This window comes from Actinomadura sp. DC4 (assembly GCF_030406325.1).
Taxonomy (GTDB): Bacteria; Actinomycetota; Actinomycetes; order Streptosporangiales; family Streptosporangiaceae; genus Actinoallomurus.
Window position 1 is genome coordinate 257,731 of the sequence record NZ_JAUEQY010000003.1, and the last position, 26,023, is coordinate 283,753.

General features: G+C 71.3%; 25 protein-coding genes. 6 read left to right on the forward strand and 19 right to left on the reverse strand.

Annotated features, from left to right (window positions below):
• Positions 1-15: 15 nt before the first annotated feature.
• From QWU11_RS06210 to QWU11_RS06255, 10 genes are all read right to left on the reverse strand, one after another.
• Positions 16-1,362 (reverse strand): VWA domain-containing protein, encoded by a 1,347-nt coding sequence (locus tag QWU11_RS06210; protein WP_290104058.1) that lies wholly within the window; start codon positions 1,360-1,362, stop codon positions 16-18.
• Positions 1,346-2,206: a MoxR family ATPase gene (locus QWU11_RS06215; RefSeq protein WP_290104059.1), complete on the reverse strand. Its 861-nt coding sequence runs from the start codon at positions 2,204-2,206 to the stop codon at positions 1,346-1,348. The genes QWU11_RS06210 and QWU11_RS06215 overlap by 17 nt, the downstream gene beginning before the upstream one ends.
• Before the next feature lie 50 nt (positions 2,207-2,256).
• Entirely contained in the window at positions 2,257-2,850 is a 594-nt protein-coding gene (locus QWU11_RS06220) for an ATP/GTP-binding protein (protein ID WP_290104060.1), read from the reverse strand.
• Positions 2,831-3,196, reverse strand: a complete 366-nt coding sequence (locus QWU11_RS06225; protein ID WP_290104061.1) for a DUF742 domain-containing protein — start codon at positions 3,194-3,196, stop codon at positions 2,831-2,833. Before QWU11_RS06225 ends, QWU11_RS06220 begins: the two co-directional genes overlap by 20 nt.
• A gap of 2 nt (positions 3,197-3,198) precedes the next feature.
• Positions 3,199-3,630, reverse strand: coding sequence for a roadblock/LC7 domain-containing protein (locus QWU11_RS06230; protein ID WP_290104062.1), 432 nt, complete (start codon positions 3,628-3,630; stop codon positions 3,199-3,201).
• A gap of 12 nt (positions 3,631-3,642) precedes the next feature.
• The gene (locus tag QWU11_RS06235; RefSeq protein WP_290104063.1) at positions 3,643-5,190 is read right to left on the reverse strand and encodes an ATP-binding protein; all 1,548 of its coding nucleotides are present in this window, start codon (positions 5,188-5,190) and stop codon (positions 3,643-3,645) included.
• Entirely contained in the window at positions 5,187-5,765 is a 579-nt protein-coding gene (locus QWU11_RS06240; protein ID WP_290104064.1) for a GAF domain-containing protein, read from the reverse strand. Before QWU11_RS06240 ends, QWU11_RS06235 begins: the two co-directional genes overlap by 4 nt.
• 173 nt (positions 5,766-5,938) lie before the next feature.
• Positions 5,939-7,801, reverse strand: coding sequence for a helix-turn-helix domain-containing protein (locus QWU11_RS06245; RefSeq protein WP_290104065.1), 1,863 nt, complete (start codon positions 7,799-7,801; stop codon positions 5,939-5,941).
• A 51-nt stretch (positions 7,802-7,852) separates the two neighbouring features.
• A complete protein-coding gene (locus tag QWU11_RS06250; protein ID WP_290104066.1) occupies positions 7,853-8,857 on the reverse strand; it encodes a DUF4331 family protein in 1,005 nt (334 codons plus the stop codon).
• 167 nt (positions 8,858-9,024) lie between these two features.
• On the reverse strand, positions 9,025-10,674 hold the full coding sequence (locus tag QWU11_RS06255; protein ID WP_290104067.1) for a serine/threonine-protein kinase: 1,650 nt from the start codon (positions 10,672-10,674) through the stop codon (positions 9,025-9,027).
• A gap of 126 nt (positions 10,675-10,800) precedes the next feature.
• Here QWU11_RS06255 and QWU11_RS06260 point away from each other — a divergent pair, with 126 nt between their 5' ends.
• Both QWU11_RS06260 and QWU11_RS06265 read left to right on the forward strand, forming a co-directional pair.
• A complete protein-coding gene (locus QWU11_RS06260) occupies positions 10,801-11,553 on the forward strand; it encodes a Clp protease N-terminal domain-containing protein (protein WP_290104068.1) in 753 nt (250 codons plus the stop codon).
• Positions 11,554-11,613: 60 nt separating this feature from the next.
• Positions 11,614-12,732 carry a 5-methyltetrahydropteroyltriglutamate--homocysteine S-methyltransferase gene (locus QWU11_RS06265; protein WP_290104069.1) on the forward strand — a complete coding sequence of 373 codons (1,119 nt, stop codon included), beginning with the start codon at positions 11,614-11,616 and terminating at the stop codon, positions 12,730-12,732.
• Positions 12,733-12,941: 209 nt separating this feature from the next.
• Here the strand turns inward: QWU11_RS06265 and QWU11_RS06270 are convergent, their stop codons facing one another.
• The 5 genes from QWU11_RS06270 to QWU11_RS06290 form a co-directional block, all read right to left on the reverse strand.
• The gene (locus QWU11_RS06270; protein ID WP_290104070.1) at positions 12,942-13,190 is read right to left on the reverse strand and encodes a hypothetical protein; all 249 of its coding nucleotides are present in this window, start codon (positions 13,188-13,190) and stop codon (positions 12,942-12,944) included.
• Positions 13,191-13,365: 175 nt separating this feature from the next.
• Positions 13,366-15,423: a helicase-associated domain-containing protein gene (locus tag QWU11_RS06275; RefSeq protein WP_290104071.1), complete on the reverse strand. Its 2,058-nt coding sequence runs from the start codon at positions 15,421-15,423 to the stop codon at positions 13,366-13,368.
• A 43-nt stretch (positions 15,424-15,466) separates the two neighbouring features.
• The gene (locus QWU11_RS06280) at positions 15,467-16,603 is read right to left on the reverse strand and encodes an XRE family transcriptional regulator (protein ID WP_290104072.1); all 1,137 of its coding nucleotides are present in this window, start codon (positions 16,601-16,603) and stop codon (positions 15,467-15,469) included.
• Positions 16,604-16,641: 38 nt separating this feature from the next.
• Positions 16,642-17,376, reverse strand: coding sequence for a hypothetical protein (locus QWU11_RS06285; protein ID WP_290104073.1), 735 nt, complete (start codon positions 17,374-17,376; stop codon positions 16,642-16,644).
• Between the two features lie 35 nt (positions 17,377-17,411).
• On the reverse strand, positions 17,412-18,296 hold the full coding sequence (locus QWU11_RS06290) for an AraC family transcriptional regulator (protein ID WP_290104074.1): 885 nt from the start codon (positions 18,294-18,296) through the stop codon (positions 17,412-17,414).
• Between the two features lie 213 nt (positions 18,297-18,509).
• Here QWU11_RS06290 and QWU11_RS06295 point away from each other — a divergent pair, with 213 nt between their 5' ends.
• The 3 genes from QWU11_RS06295 to QWU11_RS06305 are packed head-to-tail and all read left to right on the forward strand — an operon-like array spanning position 18,510 to position 20,826.
• Positions 18,510-19,100, forward strand: a complete 591-nt coding sequence (locus QWU11_RS06295) for a non-oxidative hydroxyarylic acid decarboxylases subunit B (protein WP_290104075.1) — start codon at positions 18,510-18,512, stop codon at positions 19,098-19,100.
• Positions 19,101-19,121: 21 nt separating this feature from the next.
• A complete protein-coding gene (locus QWU11_RS06300; RefSeq protein WP_290104076.1) occupies positions 19,122-20,552 on the forward strand; it encodes a non-oxidative hydroxyarylic acid decarboxylases subunit C in 1,431 nt (476 codons plus the stop codon).
• Positions 20,553-20,574: 22 nt separating this feature from the next.
• A complete protein-coding gene (locus QWU11_RS06305) occupies positions 20,575-20,826 on the forward strand; it encodes a non-oxidative hydroxyarylic acid decarboxylases subunit D (protein WP_290104077.1) in 252 nt (83 codons plus the stop codon).
• Here QWU11_RS06305 and QWU11_RS06310 read toward each other — a convergent pair.
• Positions 20,823-21,581 carry a dienelactone hydrolase family protein gene (locus QWU11_RS06310; protein WP_290104078.1) on the reverse strand — a complete coding sequence of 253 codons (759 nt, stop codon included), beginning with the start codon at positions 21,579-21,581 and terminating at the stop codon, positions 20,823-20,825. The two genes, QWU11_RS06305 and QWU11_RS06310, sit on opposite strands and share 4 nt — an antisense overlap.
• Before the next feature lie 139 nt (positions 21,582-21,720).
• Between QWU11_RS06310 and QWU11_RS06315 the strand changes: the two genes are divergently transcribed.
• A complete protein-coding gene (locus tag QWU11_RS06315; RefSeq protein WP_290104079.1) occupies positions 21,721-22,914 on the forward strand; it encodes a hypothetical protein in 1,194 nt (397 codons plus the stop codon).
• On the opposite strand, the gene QWU11_RS06320 is transcribed toward QWU11_RS06315, so the two are convergent.
• From QWU11_RS06320 to QWU11_RS06330, 3 genes are read right to left on the reverse strand one after another with little or no spacing between them, the layout of a single operon-like run.
• The gene (locus QWU11_RS06320) at positions 22,883-24,313 is read right to left on the reverse strand and encodes a gamma-aminobutyraldehyde dehydrogenase (protein ID WP_290104080.1); all 1,431 of its coding nucleotides are present in this window, start codon (positions 24,311-24,313) and stop codon (positions 22,883-22,885) included. The two genes, QWU11_RS06315 and QWU11_RS06320, sit on opposite strands and share 32 nt — an antisense overlap.
• A gap of 10 nt (positions 24,314-24,323) precedes the next feature.
• A complete protein-coding gene (locus tag QWU11_RS06325; protein WP_290104081.1) occupies positions 24,324-25,130 on the reverse strand; it encodes an ABC transporter permease in 807 nt (268 codons plus the stop codon).
• On the reverse strand, positions 25,127-26,017 hold the full coding sequence (locus QWU11_RS06330) for an ABC transporter permease (protein WP_290104082.1): 891 nt from the start codon (positions 26,015-26,017) through the stop codon (positions 25,127-25,129). The genes QWU11_RS06325 and QWU11_RS06330 overlap by 4 nt, the downstream gene beginning before the upstream one ends.
• Between the last annotated feature and the right edge of the window lie 6 nt (positions 26,018-26,023).

Sequence of the window (26,023 nt, forward strand, 5' to 3'; positions counted from 1 at the left end):
GAGCTAAGGGCCAGGTCAGGCGAGAGTCTCGACGAACTCCGCGAGCTGAGTGAGGTTCCGGCACTCGTGCATCGGCACCACCTCCGCGTACGCGGAGGCCACCGAGTCACCCGAGTCCCAGTCCTTGGCGGGCTCGGGGTTGAGCCAGTACGCGTGCCTCGCCCGGCCGGCCAGACGCCGTACGGTCTCCAGGTTCGGGTTCTGGTAGTTGGTCCGGGCGTCTCCGAGGACCAGCAGCGAGGTCTTCGGCGTGATCGCGTCGCCGTACCGCTCCTCGAAGACGCCGAACGCGCGCCCGTAGTCACTGTGGCCGCTGACCCACACGATGTCGGCCTCGTTCGTCATGCGGGTGATCGCCTCGACCACGTCCGCGCCCGGCGCGAAGAAGCGGGTGACCTCGTCCAGGCCGTCGATGAAGGCGAACGCGCGCACCTTGGCGAACTGCTCCCGCAGCGCGTATGTCAGCAGCAGCGTGAAGTGGGCGAAGGAGGACACCGAGTCGCTCGCGTCGCAGAGGACGATGAGCTCGGGCTTGTGCGGGCGGCGCGGCCGGTGGTGGGTGGTGAGGGGCACGCCGCCGGTGGACAGGGAGGTCCGCACCGTACGGCGGAAGTCCAGGCGTCCGCGCCGGCCGTGCCGGTTGCGCATCGTGAGGCGGGTGGCCAGGCGGCGCGCGAGCGGGTGGATCTCCCTGCGCAGCGCGGCCAGGTCGGCGCGGGTGGCACGCAGGAAGTCGACCTGTTCGAGCGGCGGCCGTACGTTGGAGCGGGCGACGCGCTCGACGCTCGTCTCCTCGGCCAGCCGCCGGCGTACGTCCTCGCCGACGAGCTCCTCGAACCGCGCGATGCGCTGGGTGAACATCCGGCGCGCGACCTTCTCCTCCAGGCCGCCGCGCTCGGCGAGGAAGGCGTTCAGCAGCCCGGCCATCAGCGTCTCCGGCGAGACGATCCGCAGCACCTGGTAGGAGAACCACTGCCCGGTGCCTCCGTTGCCGCGCCCGTACGTCCCGACGACGCCGCGGACGTACGCGCGCAGGGCGGCCTCGTCGCCGCTCAGCAGGATCCGGCTCAGCTCGTCGCGGAGGCGGCCCAGCTCCGGATCGTCGTACGCGGGCCGGTCCCTGGCCTCCTCCGGGCTGCCCACGGCGGGCGGGAACCACAGGTCGAACAGCATGTCGAACGCGTCGCGGTGCGCGGGCCGCTTGACGAGCGTGGCCGCGTACGCCGCGCGCAGCGAGGACCGCTCGCTCAGCTCGATCGTCTCCAGGGCGCGTACGGCGTCGAGACCCTCGGCGAGCGAGACCGGCAGCCCCGCCTCCCGCAGGGCCGCGACGAACCCGATGTGCCTATCGAGAAGGGCCATCGAGTTCCTTGCGGGCGCGCTCCTGGTCGGAGTGGTGCTTGAGCACGACGCCGAGGGTCGCGTTGATCGTGTCCGGTTCGAGCCGGTCGAGGCCGAGCGCGAGGAGCGTACGGGCCCAGTCGATGGTCTCGGCGATGGACGGTGACTTCTTCAGCTCCAGCGCGCGCAGGGTCGCCACCAGCCGGGCGAGGCGTTCGGCGAGGGCGTCCTCGATACCGGGCACCCGCGCCTTGACGATGTCGCGCTCGCGCTCGGGCGTGGGGTAATCGAGGTGGAGGTAGAGGCAGCGCCGCTTGAGCGCCTCGGACAGCTCGCGGGTGGCGTTGGAGGTCAGCACGACGAACGGCCGGCGTACGGCGGTGATCGTGCCCAGCTCCGGGATGGTCACCTGGAAGTCCGACAGCACCTCCAGCAGCAGGCCCTCGACCTCGACGTCGGCCTTGTCGGTCTCGTCGATGAGCAGCACCGTGGGGTCCTCGCGCCGGATCGCGGCCAGCAGCGGGCGCTCCAGCAGAAACTCCTCGGTGAAGATGTCGTCGTGGGTGGAGCTCCAGTCCTGCCCGCCGGCGGCCTGGATGCGCAGGAGCTGCTTCTTGTAGTTCCACTCGTACAGGGCTCGCGGCTCGTCCAGGCCCTCGTAGCACTGCAGCCGTACGAGCTCGGCACCGGTGATCTCGGCGACGGCCTTGGCCAGCTCGGTCTTGCCCACCCCGGCCGGACCCTCGACCAGCAGCGGCTTGCCCAGCGCCATGGCCAGATAGACCGTCGTCGCGATGGCGTCGTCGGGCAGGTAGCCCACGGCGGCGAGCCGCTCGCGCACGTCGGCGGGGGATGTGAAGGTCACTCGAGCCTCCCGGGGTGGATCCGAACCGCGTTCGAAACTACCCCACCCGGTCAGGAGCCGGCCGGGCGAGCCGGGGAGGGAGCGGCGAGAAGGAGATCCTGGATCAGCGACCGGAGCACCCACGTCGCCGAACGAGGGTCACGGGCGTCGCACCAGACGATCGGCACGCGCGGGTCGAGCTCGAGTGCGGCGCGTACCTCCTCGGGCCGGTAGGAGAACCCGTCGTCGAACTCGTTCACCGCGACGATGAAGTGAACGCCCCGGCTCTCCAGGAAGTCGATGGCCGAGAAGCAGTCGGCGAGGCGACGGGTGTCGGCCAGCACGATCGCCCCCAGTGCGCCGGCGCAGAGTTCGTCCCAGACGAACCAGAAGCGTTCCTGCCCGGGCGTCCCGAACAGGTAGAGCACGATGTCGTGCCGGTGGAGGGTCATCCGGCCGAAGTCGAAGGCCACGGTGGTCGTGGACTTGCCCTGCCTGCCGCCCAGATCGTCGATGCCCGCGCTGGCCGTGGTGATGAGCTCTTCGGTGTTCAGCGGTTCGATCTCACTCGCCGCACCGACGAAGGTCGTCTTCCCGACCCCGAAGCCTCCCGTGATCAGGATCTTGACCTGGGTGGGGGACGTCTCAGATTCGTTGTAGGCCATCGAGCAACTTCTCCAGCAGGACTCGGTCGCCGGCGTCGGGCAGCGGCGAGGACGCCCGGACCACCATGGCTCCCTGATCGACGAGGTCGGCGATGAGGACCTTGGTGACGGCCAGGGGAAGACGGACGTGCGCCGCCACCTCGGCGACCGAGATCGGGGCGTGGCAGATCTCGAGCACCTGGACGTGTTCCTGGTCCATCTCGGGTGCGGGCCGGCCGGTCGCGATCACCATGGAGAGCATGTCCAGGGCCACGGTGGGGTGCGTACGCCCTTCGTTCACCGTGTACGGGCGAATGAGCGGGCCGGCGTCGTCGTCGAGCCATACCTCGTCGTCACCGGCGGCCACGTTCATCGACCTTCGTCACCCGGGCGGACGACGGGCGGGCGGGTCGCCGTGCCGAGGAAGGGCTGGACGGCCTTGATCAGGCGGGCCATCTCGAACCCGACGACGGCCGGGTCGGCCTCCGCCTTGGCCAGGACCGCGAAGACCGAGTTGAAGCCGGCCCAGGAGATGAACAGCTGGCTGGACTCCAGTTCGGCCAGGACCTGGTGCACCTTGTTGCCGCCGTCGAGTCTCGTACCGGCGCTGCGCGCCATCGAGAACAATCCGGAGGCGAGTGCCGCGAGATACTCCGCGTCGGCGCGGTCGAGGCCGTGGGCCGCCTTCATGATCCCGTCGGAGGACAGCAGCACACTGCCTCGGATGGCGGGAACCTCCTCGGCCAGCCCTCTCAGCAGCCAGGCGAGGTCCGCGGTCTGATTCGGGGAGACTGTGCTCAACGGATGCTCCTTCTAGATCTCTGTCTTGTCCGCGCCGGGCTCGTCGGTCCCGTACGCCGGCCTCGTTTCGGCTCCGCTGCGCATGCCCTTCCTGAACGCGGCCATGAGGTGGTGGTTGTGGCCGATGTCCCCGTCGTCGTCCCGGGGCGCGGGAGCGTTGAGGAGCTCGGGCGCCAGGTTCTCCTGCGGGCGGCGTCTCGGCAGTTCCGGCCGCCGGCCGGCGTTCGCCGGAGCGACGGCGTCCGCGTCGTTCTCGCGCCGTGCCGGGGTACGGACCGCGGGCACGCCGGATCCGGGAGAGCGCGTGGGGGCGGGTGCCGCGTCCGGAGGGCCGGTGAGTTCCGCCGGCTGGACTCCGGTCCGCTCCCCCACCGGATCGATCAGTTCGCCCGGGATCACGACGACGGCCTGCGTGCCGCCGAACACGTTGGTCTGCAGGTCTACCGCGATCTTGTGCCGGCGCGCGAGGGCGGACACCACCAGCAGCCCGATCCGTCCGTCCCGCACCAACGCGTCGCCGTCGCTCGTCTCGGAGCCGGCGAACAGGTCGTTCAGCCGGCTCCGGCCGTCCCGCGGTATACCGAGGCCGCGGTCCTCGATCTCGACGGCCAGACCGGCCGCGACGGCCTCGGCGCGGATGAGCACCCGTGTGTGCGGGGGCGAGAACTTGGTGGCGTTCTCCACCAGTTCCGCGAGCAGGTGGATGAGGTCGGCGACGGCGCCGCCGTCCAGCGTGCCCTCGATCGGCGGGACGATCCTGACCCGGCTGAAGTGCTCCACCTCGGCGACGGCCGAGCGCAGCACCTCATAGACGGCCACCGGCCTGCTCCACTGGCGCCGGGGCGCCGCCCCGCCGACCACGGCGAGGCTTTCCGCCTGGCGGCGCAGCCGGGTACTCAGGTGGTCGACCTTGAAGAGGCCCTTGAGGAGATCCGGGTCCTCGACCCGGCTCTCCAGCTCGTCGAGTCCCTGAAGGGCCCGGTGCGAGAGTGTCTGCATCCGCCGGGCGAGGTTGACGAAGATCTCCACCCGCTTCGCGGCGTCACCGTCGCTCCGGCCGGCCGCGCCGATGACGGCGTTCCACGCCTCCGCCTGACCTCTGCGCAGCTCCTGCTCGACCTGGCCGACCGGATCCTCGGTGGGCCGGGTGTCGACGTGGCGGACATGGGGGATCTCGCCGGCCGCGATCCGCTCCGCGAGAACCTGTAGTTCCTGCCGGCCGTGGAACACCAGCGATCCGAGTCCGTACAGCCGCTGCCGCAGAGCATCCTCGTCGAACGCCGGACGCGTCGGCCGAGTCGTCCGGCCCGCGGTGAGGACGGCGGCGCACAGCACCGCCATGGCCCCGGCGGCCGCGAGGACCAGCGTCGGCTTCGCCTCGGGAGACGAGGGTCCGGCGACCATCAGGACGGTCATCGCGGCCGCGCCGAGGCAGGTGATGAGAGCCGCAGGGACCAGCGCGAGATAGGCGTCGAACGAACGAGCCGTCGTCAGGCGGCGCTTTCCGTGGCCCGCGCGCCGGTGATGGCGTCCGTCACCTCGCGGGTCGGGGACGCTCATATTTCCCGGGAGGCGATGTCGGAGGCGTAACCGTGGCGGGCCTCCGCCCGCTGATGGATTCTCTGCACGAGCTCGGCGGCCCGGGCTTTGACGAAGGCGACTCCCTGGGCCCCCCAATCATGGGGTTCGGTGTCCAGAACACAAATGGTGCCCAGTGTCCCGGTCTCGTCGATCAGCGGAGCGCCGAGATAGGCGCGAACGCCGACCTCCTCGACGACCGGATTGCCGGCGAAAAGGTGATAGTCCGTTACCTGGTCCAAGGCCATCGCGTGCCCGCGGGTCACCACGTACATGCAGTATCCGTGGTCACAGGCCATCGTCCGGAACGGATCCGTCGCCGGGTCGACGCCACGGTCGCGCGAGGACGGGTACAGGCCCGCGAAGTACTGCCGCTCCGAGCCGATGAGGTTGACCATGGCGAACGGGGCGTCCAGCGCCTGGGCCAGGTCGCGGGCGAAGTCGTCGAACTCGGGGTCGGGCTCCTCCCGAACGTCCAGCTCCCGCAGCCGGGCCGTGCGGCGAGGCGCGTCCCGGTCGGCGGGAGTCACCAGGCGAAAGGCGGGGGAATGGTTCAAGACGGGCTCCTGTCCGGCCATTGACGGTCTGCACCAGATGAGATGCGCCGAGAATATCGCCGCGACGTACCATAAAGCACGGTATCGCCACCGCAGGAGCTGATTCAGCAATTCCCAACCGAATAAAAGGCTCGCTGTGCGAAGTGATACTTCCGCGTCTCCCGCCGTATTGTTTACCCTGCGCCGTCGCGGAAACCGTCCTGGACTCGCAGGGCGAGCCAGAGCTCATAGCGTGCCGACGGGCCGCTCAGAAGCGCGCGGCCGAGGACCTCCTCGATACGGGTCAGCCTCTTTCGTGTGCCCGGGACGGAGATTCCGAGCACTGACGCGGTCGCCTCGATGCGTGCGTTCCTCTCCAGCCACACGCGCAAGGTCTTCGAGAAGAGCTCCGAATCCCGCCCGGACAGCGGCGTCATCTGCCTATCGGCCCACCGGCGCACTTCGAGGTCATCCAGCAGCTCCTCCAGGGTCCCCGGACCGTCGCCGGCCGCGGGGCCGTCGAGGACGCGCATCGCGAGATGCAGTCGCGACTGCGTCTCGAGATCGTCCAGCGGGTGGCCGATGAGTCGTTCGATGTGCCGCAGCCGCGCGGCCAGGGTGTTGCGGTGGATCTTCAGCTGCCGCGCGGCGCCACCGCCGAAGTCCAACCAGGCCCGGAGCGTGGCGATCAGCTCGTCGGCGGCCGGATCCTGGGCGCGCGGGGGCCGGTAGGAGCTGAGCGGTTCGAGCGTCGACCTCGCCCAGCGATGCCCCCGCGGTCGTACGAGGGACGCCACGTCGCCGCGCGAGTCGAACTCGGCGTAGTGCCCGGTGCTTCCCCTCGCCACCGCGAGGGCGTGGAAGGCCTGGCCGTACCCCGACTCCGTCTCCCGGAGCGCCACGGGAGTGCTGGCCCCGACGTCGAGGCCCTCCGTCTGGCCGGCGTAGACGCGGAGGGCGTCCGCCGTCTCGTCCACGGCGTCGTTCGTGAATGGGGCGAGGATGATGACATGGCCGATGTAGACCGGGCACCGTACGACCCATGCCCGGTCGCCGAACATCTGCCGGCAGTAGGCCACGGACCTGTCCCGCCTCGCCGCCGGACCGGTGAGCACGTAGACGCGGATCCGCTCGGCGAGGCTCGGCCCGAGCGCTCCCGCGACGCGCCGGGCGGCCTGCAGGTTGCCCGTCATCAGCAGCTGGAGCACCACTTCCCGGGTGCGCGTCTCGACGTCGTCCACCCGCCTCTGCCGGCGGGTGAGGTCATCCACTCGCCAGCGCAGCGCGATGAGCCGCGAGGCGTCCGCGACGAAGTCCTGAACGGCCGAGGAGAACCGTTCCTTCCGTATCACGACCAGCGTCGCGCCCGTCGTGTCCCCGCCGATCGCCTGGATGCGCACGACGCCATCGCCGAGGTCGGCCGCCACGGCCCTTACCTCACCGGTCACCACCCGCTCGATCTCGGTCGCCATCTGGTCGAGCACGTGGCCGGGGATCTCCGGAAAGGCGTGCAGCGGCGCGCCGTCCCGGTCGAGCAGTACGACGGTTCCGCTCACCTGCCGCGCCAGCCGCCGGAGGAGACGCTTCAGGCCGTCGGGCCCGGCCGCCTCACGGTGCATCTCACGCAGTTCGCCGCTCATGGGCTTCACGGCGTCGTCCCGACCATTCCGGATGACCGTCATCATCCGCGCCCACACCCTCGAAGGGTCGTGTGGTGCCAGCAACAGCGGTGTCCGGTACGGGCGAGCCGACGCCGCCACCGCCTCGAGATCGAGCGAGCCCGGTTCCGCGGAACCCTCGGCGAGGACCACGGCCGCGGCGTGCCCGGCGCCCGCCCGTCGTACCGCGGCCTGGATCCGGTCGTGCCGCGGCACCGCGGGCACCGGCAGGATCACGACGACCTGCCGGAGCTCCGCCACGTCGGTGTCGGACCAGTGAGCCAGGTCGCCGTCCGGGACGATGATCGCCGTCTCGACCCGCAGGGTGCCGCCGGTCTCCCCGGCCAGACACCGCGCTTCGGGCACGGACCGGTTCAGGAGCACGCTGAGCGTGAGCACGTCACCATCCCTTTCTCCGTCCGGTGCCACACCGGCGTCGGAGGGCCGATGTCACACCGGAGGAGCGAGGTAGGGGAAGTCGCGGGTTCGGACGCCGGTGGCCGACGTGCCGTCCAGACCGAGCGGCACGGCCTTGTTGAGCACCAGGGCGAACATCACCTCGGGTACGCAGTCGGCGAGCCCGCGGCCGTTGCGGACGGTGAACCCGAACTCCGCCGGGGTGCCGATCCGGTAGCGGAGCACGTCGGGGAAGAGTTCGTCCACCACCCGGCTCGCGTGCGCCGCCGGGTCGTCGCTGCTGCCCGTGGCCGCCACGACCTTCGTGACCAGGTCGCCGACCATCGGGCCGTACCGCGCGCGGTCCTCGCTCGGGTGGGTCAGGTTGTACTCACTCGACCGCTCCGAGTCGTCCGGATTGAAGATCGTGTTGATGAGCGGAGTCGCGCAGCGATTGATCTGCCCCCAGCCGCCGGCGTCGGTCGCCAGAGCCGTCGTCCCCCAGAAACCGATCTCGGTGACCGCGAAGGCGTCGTCGGGCACTTCCAGCACGATGGCGTGCACGTTCGTCCCGGCGAACGGGTTGGCCGCGTCGCCTTGGCCGACGGCGGCGAGGTCGAAGGGCAGGCCGTTCGCGACGGCCGCCTTGACCGCGCCGATGACGGCGCCGTTGATGGAGAACGGATCCGCCGCCGGGCCGGCCCAGACGCGTACTCCACCGGCGCCGACCTCCTGACCCGTCCGGCCGTATGCCAGGAGGAGCCCGGGCGCCTCGCGGACCCGCGCGTCGGCCCCGTCGAGCCGCCGCACCTCCATGGCCTGATCACCCCTGGCGTCGCGCTCACCGAAGGTGAACACGAAAGTGTGGTCCTCGACCGCGTCGCCGTCCGTGTCGACGCGGAATTCATACCGTCCCTCCGGGTGAAAGCCACCGGCCCCGGAGAGGGGATTCACGTTCATGACGAAGACGGTCGCCGCGGTGCCGCGAAAAACGTAGACATCGCTGATGTCCAGGCGCGGGTCCTGCCGTGCGAGCGGCGAATCAAGATGGTGGGACACAGGAATGCTCCATCGCGGATTCTCTTGGGCGGTCGCGCTGCGTTGAGCGCCAGACCGGCCGAGCCTAGGGGCCGCGACAGGCGCCGACCAGAATCACCTTGCACCGCGACGCGGTCACCGGGTTTCCGAATGCTGAGTCGGTTCGGGCGGCGATGCCGACCGGCCGTTCACGCGCATCTCTGGGTCTTCTGCAAGGCGGTGCCCGGAGGACAGGTGTACGGGCGGACGCTGCCGAGGATCTTCTTGATCTCGTCGGTGGTGGCCTGGCCGGAGACGTTCCGGTCGGCGAAGACGGTGAAGAAGACCGGCCCCAGCGACGATGCCGACGACGCCGCCATGGCGATCGTCTCCACCAGCGCGTGCGCCGGAGCGCAGGCGTCTCCACCGGCGGCCGGCGTGACCCTGACGGAGGCGCGGGCGGCGGTGATGCCGTTGATGAGGATCGTCCCGCTCGAACCGGTGGTCACCTTCGGCTCGCGAGGAGGCGAGTCGGCCGCGCCGTAGGCCGCCGCCCCCCACTTGCGCGCCTCGTCCCCGGCCGCCGACCGCAGGACGCCCAGCTGGTCCGGCGTGGGTTTCAGGACCGGGCGCGCGCCGCCGCGTACGCCGGCCACGGCGCGGGTGCACTTGCCGCTGTCCGCCTCGGAGACGCCCTTCTCCGCGGCGAGAACGGTTTCGTGGGTGTCCTGGAAGTAGGCGGCGTAGTCGGGGTCGTGGATCTTCCAGCCCGGCGGCGCGTCGTAGGCGATGCCGTACTGGGGGACGAGGTTCACCGTCCAGCCGGTGACCACCGGGCGCGGCGGGCTCGGCGGGCCGCTGGTCGGGGCGGGAGTGGGCCTGGGCTTGGGGCCGCCGTCCGCCGGGCCCCACTCCAGGACGGTGCCACCGGCCACGGCGATCGCGAGGGCCGCGGCGGTGAGGCCGAAGAGGAGGCGTCTGCGGCGCCTGGGGGCCTTTTCCGGGCTCTGTGGTGCCGGGGTCCAGTCGATGGTCGTTCCCGGCGGGGCCTGCAGGGCCGTGATGACGGCCGCCGCGTTCGGGGGCCGGCCACCGGAGTCCTTGGCCAGCAGGTCGAGGGTCAGCCGCTCCAGGTGCGCCGGGATCTCGGGCCGGTGCGTGCGCGGGGGCACCGGGACCGCGTTGAGATGCTGGTACATGAGCGCGGCCGGGCCGGCCGGGGACTCGAACGGCGGCTTCCCGGTGAGCAGTTCGTACAGCACACAGCCCAGGGAGTACAGGTCGGACCGGGCGTCGAGAGGTTCGGACCGGAACTGCTCGGGCGCCATGTAGGACGGCGTGCCGATGAAGCTGCCGGCCGCGGTGAGCTGCGTCGCGCCGCCGAGACGGGCGATGCCGAAGTCGCAGAGCTTCACCCGGCCGTCGTCCAGCAGGAACAGGTTGGCCGGCTTGATGTCGCGGTGGACGATGCCGCGCGAGTGCGCCGCGGCCAGCGCGTCGGCCGCCTGGGACACCAGGGAGACCGCCGTCGCGATCGGCATCCCGCCGGGTGCCCCGGCGAGGACCGTGCCGAGGTCCCGGCCGGTGAGCAGCTCCATGACCAGGAAGATCAGGGGGCCGTGCTCGTCGATGTCGAACGTGACCGTGATGCCCGGATGCTGGAGCCCCGCAGTCGTCTCCGCCTCGCGGCGGAAGCGTTCGACCGCCGACTGATCGGCCGCCAGCTCGGTGGGCAGGATCTTGATCGCGACCGGCCGCCGCAGCCGCAGGTCGACGCCGCGCCAGACGTCGCCCATGCCGCCCGCGCCGATCGGCGCGTCCAGGCGGTACCGGCCGGCGAGTTCCAGCCCTTGTTCCACTCCCGGCCCTCTATGCACAATCCGACATTTCACCAGAGAAGCCGCCGTTGGGTCGCGGCGACCGGTTATGTGTTCTACATGACCCCATTGGGGTTACAGTAGGGGTAGGTTCCTTCATCAGGAGGCATGATGCCGAAGATCAACGTCTACCTGCCCGACGACCTGGCCGAGGCCGTCAAGGACTCCGGGGTGCCCGTGTCGGCGATCTGCCAGCGCGCCCTGGAGCAGGCCGTACGCCGGGTCAACGCGATCCGCGCCGCGACACTGAGCGACCTGGGCGAGGAGGACCTCGCCGCACGGCTGCCGAACTTCACCGAGCGGACCCGTACGGCGCTGCGTCTCGCGGTCGGGCAGGCGCGCGAGCAGGGCGCGCCCGAGGTCGGCACCGAACACCTCCTCGGCGGTCTGCTCGCCGAGGGAACCAACCTCGGCGTGCGCGCCCTGCAGGTGCTGGAGATCCAGCCGGAGCAGCTGACCCGCGAGCTCGCGCGCGTGGCCGTACCCGGGGACTCCGGCGCCGAGGCGGGACGGCGGTTCAGCGGACCGGCGGCGAACGCGCTGGAGCTGACCGCCACCGAGGCGATCGGGATGCAGCACAACTACATCGGCTGCGAGCATCTGCTGATCGCGCTGGCGCTGGAGCCCGACGGCGCGGCCGGCGTCGCGCTGCGCGCGGCCGGCGCCGACGCCCGCGTGCTCCGCCGTACGGTGAGCGCGGCGGTGGCGGGCTACGCGCACCTGCGTGCCCAGACCGCCGCCCCGGAGGCGTCCGGCGGAGCGGATCGTAGGGCGATGCTGTCGGCGGCCATCCGCAAGGAGATGGAGCCGCTGGTCCGCCGCATCGAGCTCCTGGAGTCCTCCGCGGAGGAGAAGAGCTGACTCGACGGCACGGCGCGGCGGGAGGAGACTGATCAAACGATCAATCACCTGGAGGCGACGATGCCGGCCCACGCGACTCCCCCGTTCCGCGCCGACCATGTCGGGAGCCTGCTTCGGCCACCGGAGCTCCTGCGCGCCCGCGACGACCTCGCCGGCGGGCGCATCACCGCCGCGGAGTTGCGCGCCGCCGAGGACGAGGCCATCCGTACGGTCGTGGCCATGCAGGAAGAGGTGGGCCTGCAGACCGCGACCGACGGGGAGTTCCGCCGTACGACCTGGCACATGGATTTTATTTATCAGCTCGGCGGCATCGACCCGGCCACGGAGAAGATGCAGATCCACTTTCGCAACGAGGCCGGCGACCTCTCCTTCACCTCCGCCGCGCTGAACGTCCACGAGCGCGTACGGCTGGACCACACGATCTTCGCCGACGACTTCCAGGTGCTCCAGGGCCTCGTCACGTCGAACACCCCGAAGCTGACCATCCCGTCACCGAGCATGGTCCACTACCGCGGCGGCCCGGCCTCGATCGACCCCTCGGTCTATCCGGACGTCGAGGAGTTCTGGTCGGACCTGAGCGCGGCGTACGCCGAACAGGTCCGCCGCGTCGGTGAGCTGGGCTGCACCTACCTGCAGTTCGACGACACCAGCCTCGCGTACCTGAACGACCCTGCCCAGCGCGCGGAGATCGCGGCCCGCGGCGACGACGCCGAGCACATGCACCTCCGGTACATCAAGCAGATCAACGCCGCCCTCGCCGGCCGCCCGGACGGGATGACGATCACGACGCACATGTGCCGGGGCAACTTCCGCTCCTCGTGGGTGGCCTCCGGCGGCTACGACTTCGTGGCGGAGGCGCTCTTCGGGGAACTGGGGGTGGACGGCTTCTTCCTGGAGTTCGACGACGCGCGGTCGGGCGGCTTCGAGCCCCTGCGGTACGTGCCGAAGGGCAAGAGGGTCGTGCTGGGGCTGGTGACGACCAAGCACGGGACCCTGGAGTCGAAGGACACGCTGAAGCGGCGCATCGAGGAGGCGTCGAAGTTCGTCGACCTGGACCAGCTGTGCCTGTCCCCGCAGTGCGGCTTCTCCTCCACGGTCGAGGGCAACGTCCTGACGTACGAGGAGGAGGTCGCCAAACTCCGCCTCATCGTGGAGACCGCCGCCGAGGTCTGGGGCTGACCGCCCGAGCGCCTCGCTCGTGCGGTCAACGAGGCCGTGGTGACGGGGCCGGATCCGCTTCAGACGGCCGGCAGGCGTCGCCCAACGCCAGAACGTCGCCACCCGCACACCCAGCACGGCCGCCGCCTCTCGCGGTGTCATCAAGTCGTCATCGGAACAGGGCACGGCGAACACCGATCGTCGCGGTGCTCTGCCCAGAGCCGGGCCCGTCAGGCAGACCGTGCCGCGGCGACGAAGACGGCGGTGACCGTGCGGCCGTGCTCGTTGCCGGGCCCGCCCCAGCCGACGGCCAGAGTCGCGGCCGTCCGCAGGCCGCGCGCCGACTCGGTGTGGCGCAGCGCGTTGACGACGGACTCGCCGGCGGGGAGAAGGAGGTCGTCCGCATCGCCCGTGACGCCGCCGAACGCGGCTGGTGGGACTCCTACGGCGATTCCGGAGTTGCCCTGGGCGTTGGTCAAGCCGACACCGGCCGAAGAAGTGATCGACTACGTCCCCGAGCACATGGCCGAGGCGGGGCCAGGGTGTCTGCGCGCTCGCGGCGGACCGGGCGTTCGGTCGCCCCTCTCGTCAGGACCAGTGGACGGGCAGCCGCTGTTCGGCGGGGAGGAACACCACGTCCCCTGAGCAGCGCCGCTACCGCGCCCCGGCCCTCGCGGTCGACCGCTCGACGTACGGGGTGCCGTCCTGGGCCTCGGCGGCGGGTACGTATCCCGCCTGGCGCAGCAGGCGTAGCGTCTCGGACGGTCCCCGTGCACTGACGAGCACGCCCGGGGCGATCGTACGCAGTGCCAGTCTCGTAAGGCTTCGTGCGCGGGTCAGCTCGATCGCCAGGGCGTCGTCGGCCACGCGCAAGCAGCAACCGGACGCGACCACGCGCACCTCCCCGTGTCGCCGGGCGACATCCTCGATGAGGCGGGTCAAGGTGTTCGGCAGGCCGCCGGTGCGGGACATCGCGGTGAGCTCTTCGGTAAGGTCCCCCGCCGACCGGCCCCGGTCGAGGCCACGCCGCATGCTGTCCGGCGAGAAACGCCAGGTCGACGCCGCGCCGCGGGCCTCCCGGTCGGCGACGCTGTCGAGCAGCTCACCCATGTCGAGCGAGGGAAGGCCGGTGACGACCACCGTCAGGTCGTTCTGGAACAGGGCGGTGGTGAGCTGATCGGCGAACAGTTCCTTCACCGACGAGCCCACTCCGCCCTCGACCAGGCCCCCGAGAAGTGCGCTCGGCCGGCCGTCGGCGATGACCCCGAGCGCGGTCGCCTCGGCCCAGAGCGCGGCGGCGAAGAACCCGGCGTCGGCGGGGTCTTCGAAGTCGAACGGCAACCGCCACAGCATGCCGTCCACCAGCGCGTCCGGTCCCGTGGCCGCGTGCCCGGACGGCACGGTCGCGGCCGTACGGGCGAAGGCGACGCGCAGCCTCGGCGCGTACGGCTCGACCGCGTCTGGATCGAGGCAGGGCTCCGGCTTCGCGCCCTCGCCCGGGTCCAGGAGCGGCAGCCGCTCCATCCGCCACCAGGCGTCGAGGATCGTCGCGAGCCGATCCACCGGTGAAGTGGCGAGCCAGGCGTCGAACTCCGCAGTGGGCAACGCGGCGTCACGCTCCCAGGCGAGGAGTCCCGCCTCCTGCGCGATCTCCAGCACCAGCCGCAGCGTCGTGATCTCGCCGTCCGTGGCCTTCGCCAGCCGGCGCAAGTCGCGTACGCCGACACCGCCCGTCTTGAGAGGCGTGAGAGGCGCCGCCGCACAGGCGTGCAGGGCCGCCTCGGTGAGCTCGACCGCCCGCATCGCGGCGTGCGCGGCCGTACCCGGCGCGGAGTCGGCGGCGACGACCGCCGGAGCCGGAGGTGCCGGCTCGAAAGGCGCGCGGTAGTCCTCTCCGCGCAGTGCCAGGCGTACCTCGCGCGGCATCGCCAGAAGGTGGCCGTCCAGGATGACGAGCCCGTGCTCCGCCGCCCAGACGACGTCGTTCATCGTGATGGACTCAGAATCCGTACCGGGAGAGCCCGGCAGGCCGAACGAGGCGAGCCTGGTGAGGATCCCTCCGGTACGGGCCGGTGCCCGCGCCGCGACGGAGCGGACGAGGTCCCGGTCGGCGAGGGCGCGAGATACCAGGCCGGTGAGTGTGTCGCGGTGCCCGGCACCGCGGATGTTCAGGCCGAGGTTGAGCGCGATCTCGCGCAGCGCGCGGTTCGGCAGGTCCGGCAGCAACACCTCCAGGCCCAGTCCCGCGCCCAAGGGGCCGCCGGGGCGGGTCTCCAGCGAGGCGGTCGCCGCTCCGAGCCGGAGGCGTTCTCCTTCCGGCCAGACCAGCGCGAGGCCGGCGAGCTCGCCCAGCACGCGGTCGAGCGCGGACGGGTCGGGAACGTCCAGGAGCAGCGGCAGATCGGCGCGCCGACAGCCGTCGCCGAGTACCTGGACGGTCTCCAGCACCTGGATCTGCGGTGTGGTCAGGCGCTCAGCGGCGGCAACGGCCGATGAGGGCGCCAAGAGCGGCCCGACGAGGTCACCGGGAGCCGGGTCCGTGCCCTGGATCGGCTCATCGGCCGGGCCCGGACCGGCGAAGCCTCGCACGTCCACCCGCGGATCCCCCAGGTGCCACAGGAGTACGGCGTCGGCACGGGCCGCAAGCAGGTCACGGTACCGGCCGACGTCCAGCGACTCCAGCCAGCAGGCCAGCGATTCCTCAATCGTCAAGAGAACCCTCTTCCGAGCGGCGCGATCAGGGCGGAGAGCCGGGTCATCTCGCAGGCACGCCCGCCCCACCGGACGGGACGAGACGGAGCCGGGGGCGATCGTCGATGACATGACTCACCAGCTCCCGGATCTCGGTCGCCGGCAGACGCAGCCGGATCGCGAGGCCCTCCTCCGTCAGGCCGTGTCTCCCGCCCAGGGCGACCGCCTCGGCCAGGACGGCCGGCCACTCCGTCGGGTAGTCGCCTCTCGGCTCGTCGCGGCGCCACCCGAGCCTGGTCAGGGTCACCTGGCCGCGGCGGTACAGGTCGTCGCCGATGCGGTTGAGCTCCCGGCTGCGGCGCAGCAGGGCCTGCACCGAGACGCCCCACGCCCGCTGGATCTCCAGCAGCCGCGCGAAGTCCAGGCGGGTCGGCAGCAGGTCGGCGATCTGCGGCGCCGGGGTGAGGAACTCCGCCGCGAAGCGGTTCGCCTCCTGCTCATGCGCGCGGTCGCCCGGGGACGCCTCGCGGTGGAGCAGCAGGTGGCCCAGCTCGTGCGCGGCGCTGAAGCGGCGGCGTAGCGGGTTGCCGCGGTCGCGGGACAGGCAGATCAGCGGACGGTCCAGCCCGGACGGGCGGCAGGAGAACGCGTCGATCCGTTCTCCCGCGCCGAAGCGGGCCATGCTGACGACGGCGCCGTTGGCCTCCAGCAGGCGGACCAGGTGGTGGACCGGGCCGGCGGGCAGGTCCCAGGCGGCGCGCAGGTTGCGGGCGGCGCTCTCCGGGTCGCCGCCCAGGCGCGGGAGCCGCGGTGCCGGCAGGCGTACGACGGCCTGGATCTCGCGTACCGCCTCGGCCAGGTGGCTCATGGTCGCGCGCGCCTGGCGGCGTTCGTACGCCCGGGTCGTGCGCAGGCTGCGAAAGTGCGTGGCCTCCTCGGCGACCGGCAGCACCGGGCGGCCCGCGGCGAAGTATCCCACCGGCAGGCCCAGCTCGGCGGCGAGCCTCGCCAGGGTCGGCGCCGACGGACCGGCCTGACGGCGTTCGAACCGGGTGATCGCGGCGGCCGTGACGCCGGCCCTGGTGGCCAGGTCGCGTTTTGTCAGGCCGCTGCGTTCGCGGGCCAGGGTGAGGCGATCGGGGTCGAAGGCGGCGACGACGGGGGCCGGGACCGCGGACAGGTGCGGCTCACGCGCGTCCACGTACGTCCGTCCCCTCTCGTCATCGGCGGTCCTTCACCCTAGCCATCCGTCCCGGTCGGCTCAGCGTCCCACGCGGAAAAGCCGGCGCCTCCGTCGATCAGGCTGAGGTCGAACTCCGGTGGCGGCGGTACGTCCGGCTCCCCCACCGGGGACGGATCGGACGGCAGCCCGTACGGGTGGCGGCCCGCCTCGACGTCGAGCTCGACGAACCGGTCTTCCTGCCAGTAGACCAGGTCACGGTGCAGGCGCGGCGAGGCGAGGAACGCCCGTACGAGGCCCTCGTGCCGATTGCCGGCCCAGCCGAGCACGACGACGTTGGACAGCGGCACGGCCGGCAGCCCCTCGTAGTCCAGCATCTGCTGACCCGGCGGGCCGCCGCCGACGATCCGCGAGCGGATGCCGGTCTCCTCGGTGACCGGCAGGCCCTGGTGCCGGTCGTCACGGGTACGGCCGTAGCGCCAGGGGTAGATCAGCCAGTTGCCGGTCACGATGGTGAACGGCGTGCCGAGACGTTCGGTGGGCCGGTGCACGTGAGCGCGGGGCAGCCGGTCCGCCGCGATCCGGCCGAAGGTCTCGCAGAGGCAGTGGTACCGGTCGGTGCCGTACGTGGTCTCGTTGGTCCAGTCGGCCAGCCGGAACCTCCACAGCGCCTGCCAGTGCGCGTAGTGCAGGCACGGCACGGCGTACGTGGTCAGCACCCGCGCCGTACGCGGGCCGAGCAGCGTCCCCAGCCAGTCACCGGGAGCGGCCTCGGCGGTTGCGAGAATGGACACGCCGGACTCCCCACCTGATCTGTTCTTTGGAGGGTTCAGACTCTCACTTGATCTTCTCCGGGGCCACCTGATCCGTCGGCGTGGCGCGTTCCGCGAGCCCGGGAGCGGAAGGCGGCCGGCGTCTCACCGGCCCGTCGCCGGAAGAACTTGGTGAAGACCGTGGCGCCCGGAAAGCCGAGCCGCTCGCCGATGGTGGCGGCGGCCAGGTCGGTGTGCACGAGCAGGCGCCTGGCCTCCAGCAGGACCCGGTCGTCGATGAAGGTCTTGGCACCGCAGCCGGCGGCGGCGTAGGTCGCGCGAGTGAGGGTGCGGACGCTGTAGCCCAGCCGCCGGGCGTAGTCCCCGACTCTGTGGGTCCGGGAGAAGTCGCGCTCCACGGCCTGCTGGAAACGGCGGAACGCCTCGCTGCCGGCCCCCTCGGCGTCCCCTTCGTCGCCTCGTACGCCGGCCAGGCGCAGGACCAGGACGGCGAGCAGGTGGCGTACGACCTCGGTGTGCGCCTCCAGCGACAGGCCGGCCGGCCCGCGGTATTCGCGCTCCAGCAGGTCCAGGACCCGCCGCGCGGTGTCCTGGCCGGCGGCCCCGGGGGTCGGCGGCCGCTGCCGGGCGGGGTGGTCGACGCGGGCGGCGTCCACGGTGGCGGGGCTCAGGAAACCGGACTGGAAGAGGACGACGGCGCCTTCGGCCTCGGTGAGGCCGGAGTGGAATTGGTAGACCTGGCCGGGACGCACCCACAGCCAGGCGTCCTCGGTCAGCACGTGCTCGGCGAAGTCCACCGAGCAGCGCAGGACGCCCGATCGCACGGTGATGAGCTCGTGGAACGCCAGCCGTCTGGGCGAGTAGGGGTCGATGCCGTGCCCGCGGGCGCGGGCGAGCAGCCCGGCGAAGTCGAGGATCTCCACTCCCGGCGGGGCTCCCACGGAGTCCCGGTACGGGACTTCCGTGATGGCAGTGTGTCCGTTTCTGTCCATGGCCTGTCGCCAGCATACGGCCTCGCACGCCCGATGCACACCTAACGTGGAGCACATCGGAGCTGGTCACAGGTGGTACGGATCAGCACGGCCGTAAACCGTCCGGCGACGGGGTGACCGAAAGTGTCGATGCCGTCCGGAGATCCAGAGGAGCCGACCACCGTGCGACTGATCGTGGGCATGACGGGTGCGACGGGCGCCGTGTTCGGCGTCCGGCTGCTGGAGAACCTCGCCGCGCTGCCGGAGGTGGAGACCCACCTGGTGCTCAGCCGCTGGGCGCGGACCACGGTCGAGCTGGAGACCGGCCGCACCGCCGCCGAGGTCGGCGCGCTCGCCGACGTCACCTACCGGCCCGAGGACCAGGGCGCGGCCATCGCCTCGGGCTCCTTCAGGACGGACGGCATGGTGATCGTGCCGTGCTCGATGAAGACTCTCTCCGGTGTCCGCCACGGGTACGCCGAGGGACTCGTGGCCCGCGCCGCCGACGTGGTCCTCAAAGAGCGGCGCAGGCTCGTGCTCGTACCGCGCGAGACGCCGCTGAGCGAGATCCACCTGGAGAACATGCTCGCGCTCAGCCGCCAGGGCGTGCGGCTGGTGCCGCCCATGCCGGCCTTCTACAACCACCCTCGGTCGGTGGACGACATCGTCGACCACATCACGGCCAGGATCCTCGACCAGTTCGACCTGCCGGCGCCGGACGCCAAGCGGTGGGAGGGCATCCGCGCCGCTCGCGAACTCCGCTCCACGGCCTGACTCCTCCCGAAAGGTGCACCCATGCCCTACGACGACCTGCGAAGCTTCCTCGACACCCTCGACAAGGAGGGCCAGCTCCTGCGGATCACCGACGAGGTGATGCCGGAGCCGGACATCGCCGCCGCCGCGAACGCCGCCCCGCGCCTGGGCGACGCGGCCCCCGCGCTCTACTTCGACAACGTCGCCGGCTTCACCGACGCGAAGATCGCCATGAACGTGCACGGCTCGTGGGCCAACCACGCGCTCGCGCTGGGCCTGCCGAAGGAGACCGGCGCCAGGGAGCAGGTCGAGGAGTTCATCCGGCGCTGGGCGGACTTTCCGGTCAGGCCCGAGGTGCGCGAGAACCCGCCCTGGGCCGAGAACACCATGGAAGGCGACGACCTCGACGTCTTCTCGGTGCTCCCGCTGATCCGCCTCAACGACGGCGACGGCGGCTTCTACATCGACAAGGCGGCGGTCGTCTCCAGGGACCCGGACGACCCGCTCGACAGCGGCGGGCAGAACCTCGGCGTCTACCGCATCGAGGTGAAGGGCAAGGCCAGGCTCGCCCTGCAGTCGGTGCCGATGCACGACCTCGCCCAGCACCTGTGGAAGGCCGAGGAGAAGGGCGAGGACCTGCCCGTCGCCATCGCGATCGGCAACGACCCGGTGATCTCCATCGTCGCCGCCACGCCGATGAAGTACGACGAGAACGAGTACGAGCTGGCCGGCGCCCTGCGCGGCGCTCCCGCCCCGATCGCCGAGGCGCCGCTCACCGGGCTGCCCGTGCCGTGGGGATCCGAGGTCGTCATCGAGGGCGTCATCGTGGGCCGCGAACGCGAGATCGAGGGCCCCTTCGGGGAGTTCACGGGCCACTACTCCGGCGGCCGCAGCCTGGCCGTCATCCGCATCGACAGGATCTCCCACCGTACGGACCCCGTCTTCGAGCACCTCTACCTCGGCATGCCCTGGACCGAGATCGACCACCTGATGGCGGCCAACACCTGTGCGCCGCTGTACCAGCAGCTCAAGGCCGACTTTCCCGAGGTCCAGGCGGTCAACGCGACGTACACCCACGGCCTGGTCGTCATCGTCTCGACGAAGAAGAGGTACGGGGGCTTCGCCAAGGCCGTGGGCATGCGCGTGCTGACCACCCCGCACGGCCTCGGATACGCGACCACCGTGATCGTGGTGGACGAGGACGTCAACCCCTTCGACCTGCCGCAGGTCATGTGGGCCCTGTCCACCAAGATGAACCCGGCCGGCGACCTGATCCACATCCCGAACCTGTCCGTGGTCGGACTCGACCCGGCCGCCCAGCCGCCCGGCATCGTCGACAAGCTCATCATCGACGCCACGACCCCGGTCTCCCCGGACGCCCGGGGCCACTACAGCACGCAGGTCCACGACCTGCCCGAGACCGGCGCGTGGCTCGCCAGGCTCCACGAGCTCGCCGCCCGCCGCCCCGCCTGACCCGACCGGAGGAACCGCCACCATGGACGACACCACGATCTGCCCGCGCTGTGCGTACCGGATCGTCGAGGAGATCTTCTCCTCGCCCATCCCCGACGTCTGGGACGTCCTGCAGTGCCGGCAGTGCCACTACATGTGGCGTACGAGCGAGCCCGCCCGCCGTACCCGGCGCGACGCCTACCCGGAGGCGTTCCGGATGACCCTCGACGACATCGACGGCGCCTCCGAGATGCCTCCCGTCCCGCCGCTGCGGGCCGCCGCGCCGCCCTCCTAACGCCGTTTCGCCTGGACGCGGTCCAGCAGCTCGAACAGGTTCGTCCAGTGCCGCCGCTCGCCGTCCTCGTCGTACGTGGACGTGTCCGACATCGTGTAGCCGTGCGGGGCGCCGTCGTACACCTCCGAGCGGTAGGTCACGCCGGCCGCGTCGAGCGCCGTCTCCAGCGTGGCGATCTGCTCCCGCGTCATCGACGGGTCCTCGTCGGCGTGCCCGAGGTAGACCTCGCCGGTGATCTCGCCGACCCGCAGGTGCGGGCTGTCCGGCTGGTCGGTGACGAGCCGTCCTCCGTGGAAGCACGCCGCCCCCGCGATGCGCCCGGGATAGGCCTCGATAGCGCGCAGCGCGTTCATCGCGCCCATGCAGTACCCGGTGATCACCACGGGCCCGGGGTCGACGCCGTCCTGGGCGGCGAGGAAGTCCAGGTACGCCTCGGTGTCGCCGACGATCGCCGCCGGGGTCAGGCCGCCGGCCAGCTTCATGACCTGCTGGATGGTCTTCTCCCGCTGCTCGGGCTCACGGAGCCGCGACGTGTCGAACAGCGGCGCGCGCCCGGACCGGTAGAACAGGTTCGGCACGAGCACCGCGTACCCGCGCTCGGCGATCCGGTCGGCCATCTCCTCCAGCCGCGGCCGCAGGCCGAACCCGTCCTGGAACATCAGCACCCCGGCGTACGGTCCCTCGCCGTCGGGCCGGACCAGGTACGCGTCGGCGGTCCCGTCCTGAGCGGGAACATCGACCATCGTCTTGCGCATGCAAACGCCTCCAGCGTGCGTCTTCGGTCGCCGTCGACGGCGCCGGTCTCCGTCGGATAACGGAAGCGCTCTGTAACGTATCGGGCGCTTCGTCCGGGCGTACGGTCACCTCGACATCGAGCGGATCCAGGGGGGAACCGTGAGTTTCGAGCCGGTGAGCCCCGGCGTCGCCGAGGCGATGGACGGGCCGGGCGGACGCCCGGAACCTCCGTCGCGAGGCAGGAGAAGACGTGTCCTCGCCGTGGCCTGCGGCCTCGCCGGGATCACCCTGGTGGTGACCGTCGTCCGCCTGACCGGCGGGGACCCGGAGAAGGCGTACGGCAGGGCGGCGCGCGAGGCGGGCGGCGCGCTCACGAAGGCGCCCGCCCTGTCCCTCGACGGCACGTACGGCGGAGGCCCGGCGACGTTCACGGTCGGCGGCGCCGGCACGGCTCGCGGCTCGTACGCGGCCGGCGGCGAGCAGGTGAGCCGGGTCGACATCGACGCCACCACCTACCTCAGGGCCGGGACGAACTTCTGGAAGGCCCACGGCGAGTCGCCCGCGATCGCCGACGAGGCCGGCGGCCGGTGGGCCAAGGCGCCGGACGGCTACGCAGAGCTGGGCCTGAGCAGCCTTTCCCCCGAACACCTCGGGCAGAACCTGCTGGACCCGGGCACCGTGCTCGCCCCGGCGAGGACATCGCTGAACGGCGTCGGGGCCATCCGTCTCACCGCCGCCGGGCTGACGTACTTCGTCTCCGCGAAGGCACCACACCGCGTCCTGCGGGTGCAGGGCCGTACGGTCAGCAACACGTTCTCCTTCGACCTCGCGCCGCTCCGGGAGACGACCGCGTTCTTCGCGGCGCTGCGCAAGGACGTTCGCGGACCTCCAGGACGCCTACAACCCCAACGTCATCTTCGAGCCGACCGGCGGGAAACCCCGGTTCAGCGCGTGCGGTCCGGCGGGGTGCACGGTCAGCGGCAAGGTGCAGCCGGACGCGTGGGGCGGTTCGGGAGCGATCCACGTCGTCACGACCGTGGACTTCCGCGAGGCCTCCGGCCGCGTCGTCTCCCGGTGTACGGACTCGGCCATGGCCACGTCCAAGCTCCCGGTCGCGTTCTCCTGCCGGACGGGCGGGAGCGCGTGGACGTCCTGGTACCGCTCACACGGCGGGCGCTTCCGGATCCAGGCGACGCCGACGTTCGCCGGCACGGTGAACTCCGCGCGAGACGTCTCCCACCTGCTCCTCCTCCTGGACCAGGAGGAGGAGCAGACGAGCTGACGCGCCGGGGCGGGCGGTCCCCGGCGCGTCAGGTGGAGGTCAGGCCTCGATGTTGGACATCACGTGCTTGACGCGGGTGTAGTCCTCGAAGCCGTACATCGACAGGTCCTTGCCGTGGCCGGAGTGCTTGAAGCCGCCGTGCGGCATCTCGGCGACGAGCGGGATGTGGGTGTTGATCCACACGCAGCCGAAGTCGAGGCGCTTGGCCATCCGCATCGCGCGGCCGTGGTCGCGGGTCCAGACCGAGGAGGCGAGGCCGTAGCGCACGCCGTTGGCCCAGCGGACCGCCTCGTCCTCGTCGGAGAACCTCTGCACCGTGATGACCGGGCCGAAGATCTCGTCCTGGACCGCCTCGTCGTCCTGCCGCAGGCCGGACACGACCGTGGGTGAGTAGAAGTAGCCCTGCTCACGGGCGCGCGAGCCGCCGGCGCGCACGGACGCGTGCGACGGCAGCCGGTCGATGATGCCGCTCACGCGGTCGAACTGGTTCGCGTTGTTCAGCGGGCCGTACAGCACGTCCTCGTCGTCCGGCAGGCCGGTCTTGGTCGCGGCGGCGACCTCGGCCAGGGCCGCGGCGAAGTCGTCGTGCACACCGGGACCGGCGAGGACGCGGGTCGCGGCGGTGCAGTCCTGGCCCGCGTTGAAGTAGCCGGCCTCGGCGATGGCCGCGGCGGCGGCCTCGACGTCCGCGTCGTCGAAGACGACGACCGGCGCCTTGCCGCCGAGCTCCAGGTGGATGTTCTTCAGGTCGTTGGCGGCCGACCGCGCCACCTCGATGCCCGCGCGCACCGAACCGGTGATCGAGACCATCTGCGGCGTCGGGTGCTCCACGAGCAGGCGGCCCGTGTCACGGTCGCCGCAGACGACGTTGAACACGCCCGGCGGCAGGAACTCCGCCGCGATCTCGGCCATCAGCGACGTCGTGGCCGGGGTCGTGTCCGAGGGTTTGATCACGACGGCGTTGCCCGCCGCGATCGCCGGGGCGAACTTCCACACCGCCATCATCATCGGGTAGTTCCACGGCGTGACCTGCGCGCACACCCCGATCGGCTCACGCCGGACCATCGAGGTGTGGCCGGCCATGTACTCCCCCGCCGACCGGCCCTCCAAGACGCGCGCGGCGCCGGCGAAGAAACGGAGCTGGTCGAGCATCAGAGGGATCTCCTCCGACGCCGTCAGGCCGAGCGGCTTGCCGGTGTTCTCCGACTCCAGCGCGACGAGCTCGTCGGCGCGGGCCTCGAAGGCGTCCGCGATGCGCAGCAGCGCGAGCTGGCGCTCGCCCGGCGTCGTGTCGCGCCAGCCCTCGAAGGCGGAGGCCGCGGCGGAGAACGCCGTGTCGACGTCGGCCTGGCCCGAGACCGGGGCGGTGCCGAACACCTCACCCGTGACCGGGCTGATCAGGTCGGCGGTACGACCGTCGGTGGCGTCCGAATGCGAGCCGTTGACGAAGTTTCGGACGGTGCGCTTCATTGCGTCCTCCTCAGATGGCGCGGGTGTCTCCGGAGATGCGCTGGGCGATGTAGACGGGCACCACCGAGAGCACGATGAGTGCGGCGGCCACCACGTTGACGATGGGCGCCTGGTTGGGCCGGAAAAGGTTGTCGAAGATCCAGATGGGCAGCGTCTCCACGCCCGCGCCGGACGTGAAGGTGGTCACGATGATCTCGTCGAACGAGAGCGCGAACGACAGCAGGCCACCGGCGAGCAGCGCGGAACGGAGCAGCGGAAACGTAACGTACCTGAACGTCTGGAACGTGTCCGCGCCGAGGTCGGCCGAGGCCTCCTCGGTACTGGTGCCCATCCGCCGCAGCCGGGCCAGCACGTTGTTGTAAATGGTGACGATGCAGAAGGTCGCGTGCCCGACCACGACGGTGAACAGGCCGAGCTGGATGCCGAGCGGCGCCAGCACCGTACGGAAGGCGTTGTTGAGCGCGATGCCGGTCACGATGCCGGGCAGCGCGATCGGCAGGATGACCAGCAGCGACACGGTCTCCCGGCCGAAGAACCGGTAGCGCTGCACGGCGAAGGCCGCCATCGTGCCGAGTACGCAGGCGACCGCCGTGGCGCCGAGCCCGGCCTTCACCGATGTCCACAGCGCCGAGCGCACGCCGCCGTTCTGCCACGCGCGCGTCCACCACTCGCCGGTCAGGTGCGTCGGCGGCCAGGCGAACGTCTTGTCCGCGTTGAAGGAGTTGATGAGCACGACGAACAGCGGCACGTAGATGACGGCGAGCCCGAGGATCATCGCCACGCGCAGGGCGATGCGGGCTCCTCGCGAGAGACTCACAAGTTCTCCAGGGCGCCGGTGCGGCGGACCGCGAGCAGATAGATGACCATGACCGCGACCGGCACGGTCGCGACGGCCGCGGCGAACGGCAGGTTGTTCGCGGTGCCGACGTTGTCGTAGACCACGTTGCCGATGAGCTGGCTGCGGCCACCGACGATCTTCACCGCGATGTAGTCGCCGAGGGACAGCGAGAACGTGAAGATCGATCCGGCGACGACCGCCGGGAAGGCGAGCGGCCACACGACCGTGCGGAAGCTGCGGAACGAGTGCGCGCCCAGGTCTCCCGCCGCGTCGAGCAGGGAGTTCGGCAGCCGCTCCAGCCCTGCGTAGACGGGCAGGATCATGTACGGCAGCCAGAGGTAGGCCAGCGTCACGATGGTCGCCGGCAGGCCGTACCCCGGGCCGTGGCCGCCGACCGGGCTGAGGAACCAGTCGAGCACGCCGGAGCCGGAGAACATGATCCGCCAGGCGTACGCCTTGACGAGGTAGCCCGCCCACAGCGGCGTGAGCACGGCGATGACCAGCCAGCGCTGGGCGCGCGGCGAGGCGACCTTGGCCATGTAGAACGCCATCGGGAAGGCCACGACGCTGTCGATGACCGTCACCGCCACCGCGACGCCGACGCTTCGCAGCGTGATCGTCCGGTAGACGCTCTGGTTCACGAGGTCCTGGAAGTTGCCCAGGTCGAAGACCTTGACCACGTCGCCGGTGAACTCGTTCGTGGTCCAGAACGCGGTGACGAACAGCGCCGCGAGCGAGCCGAGGTAGGCCACGACGAGCCACAGCAGTGGCGCGGACAGCAGTCCGGCGAGCCGGATCCAGGGCCGCCGGTGGAACAGCCCGGCGAGCCGGCGAACCGGCCCGCCGGGCGAGGTGATGCCAGCCATCAGATG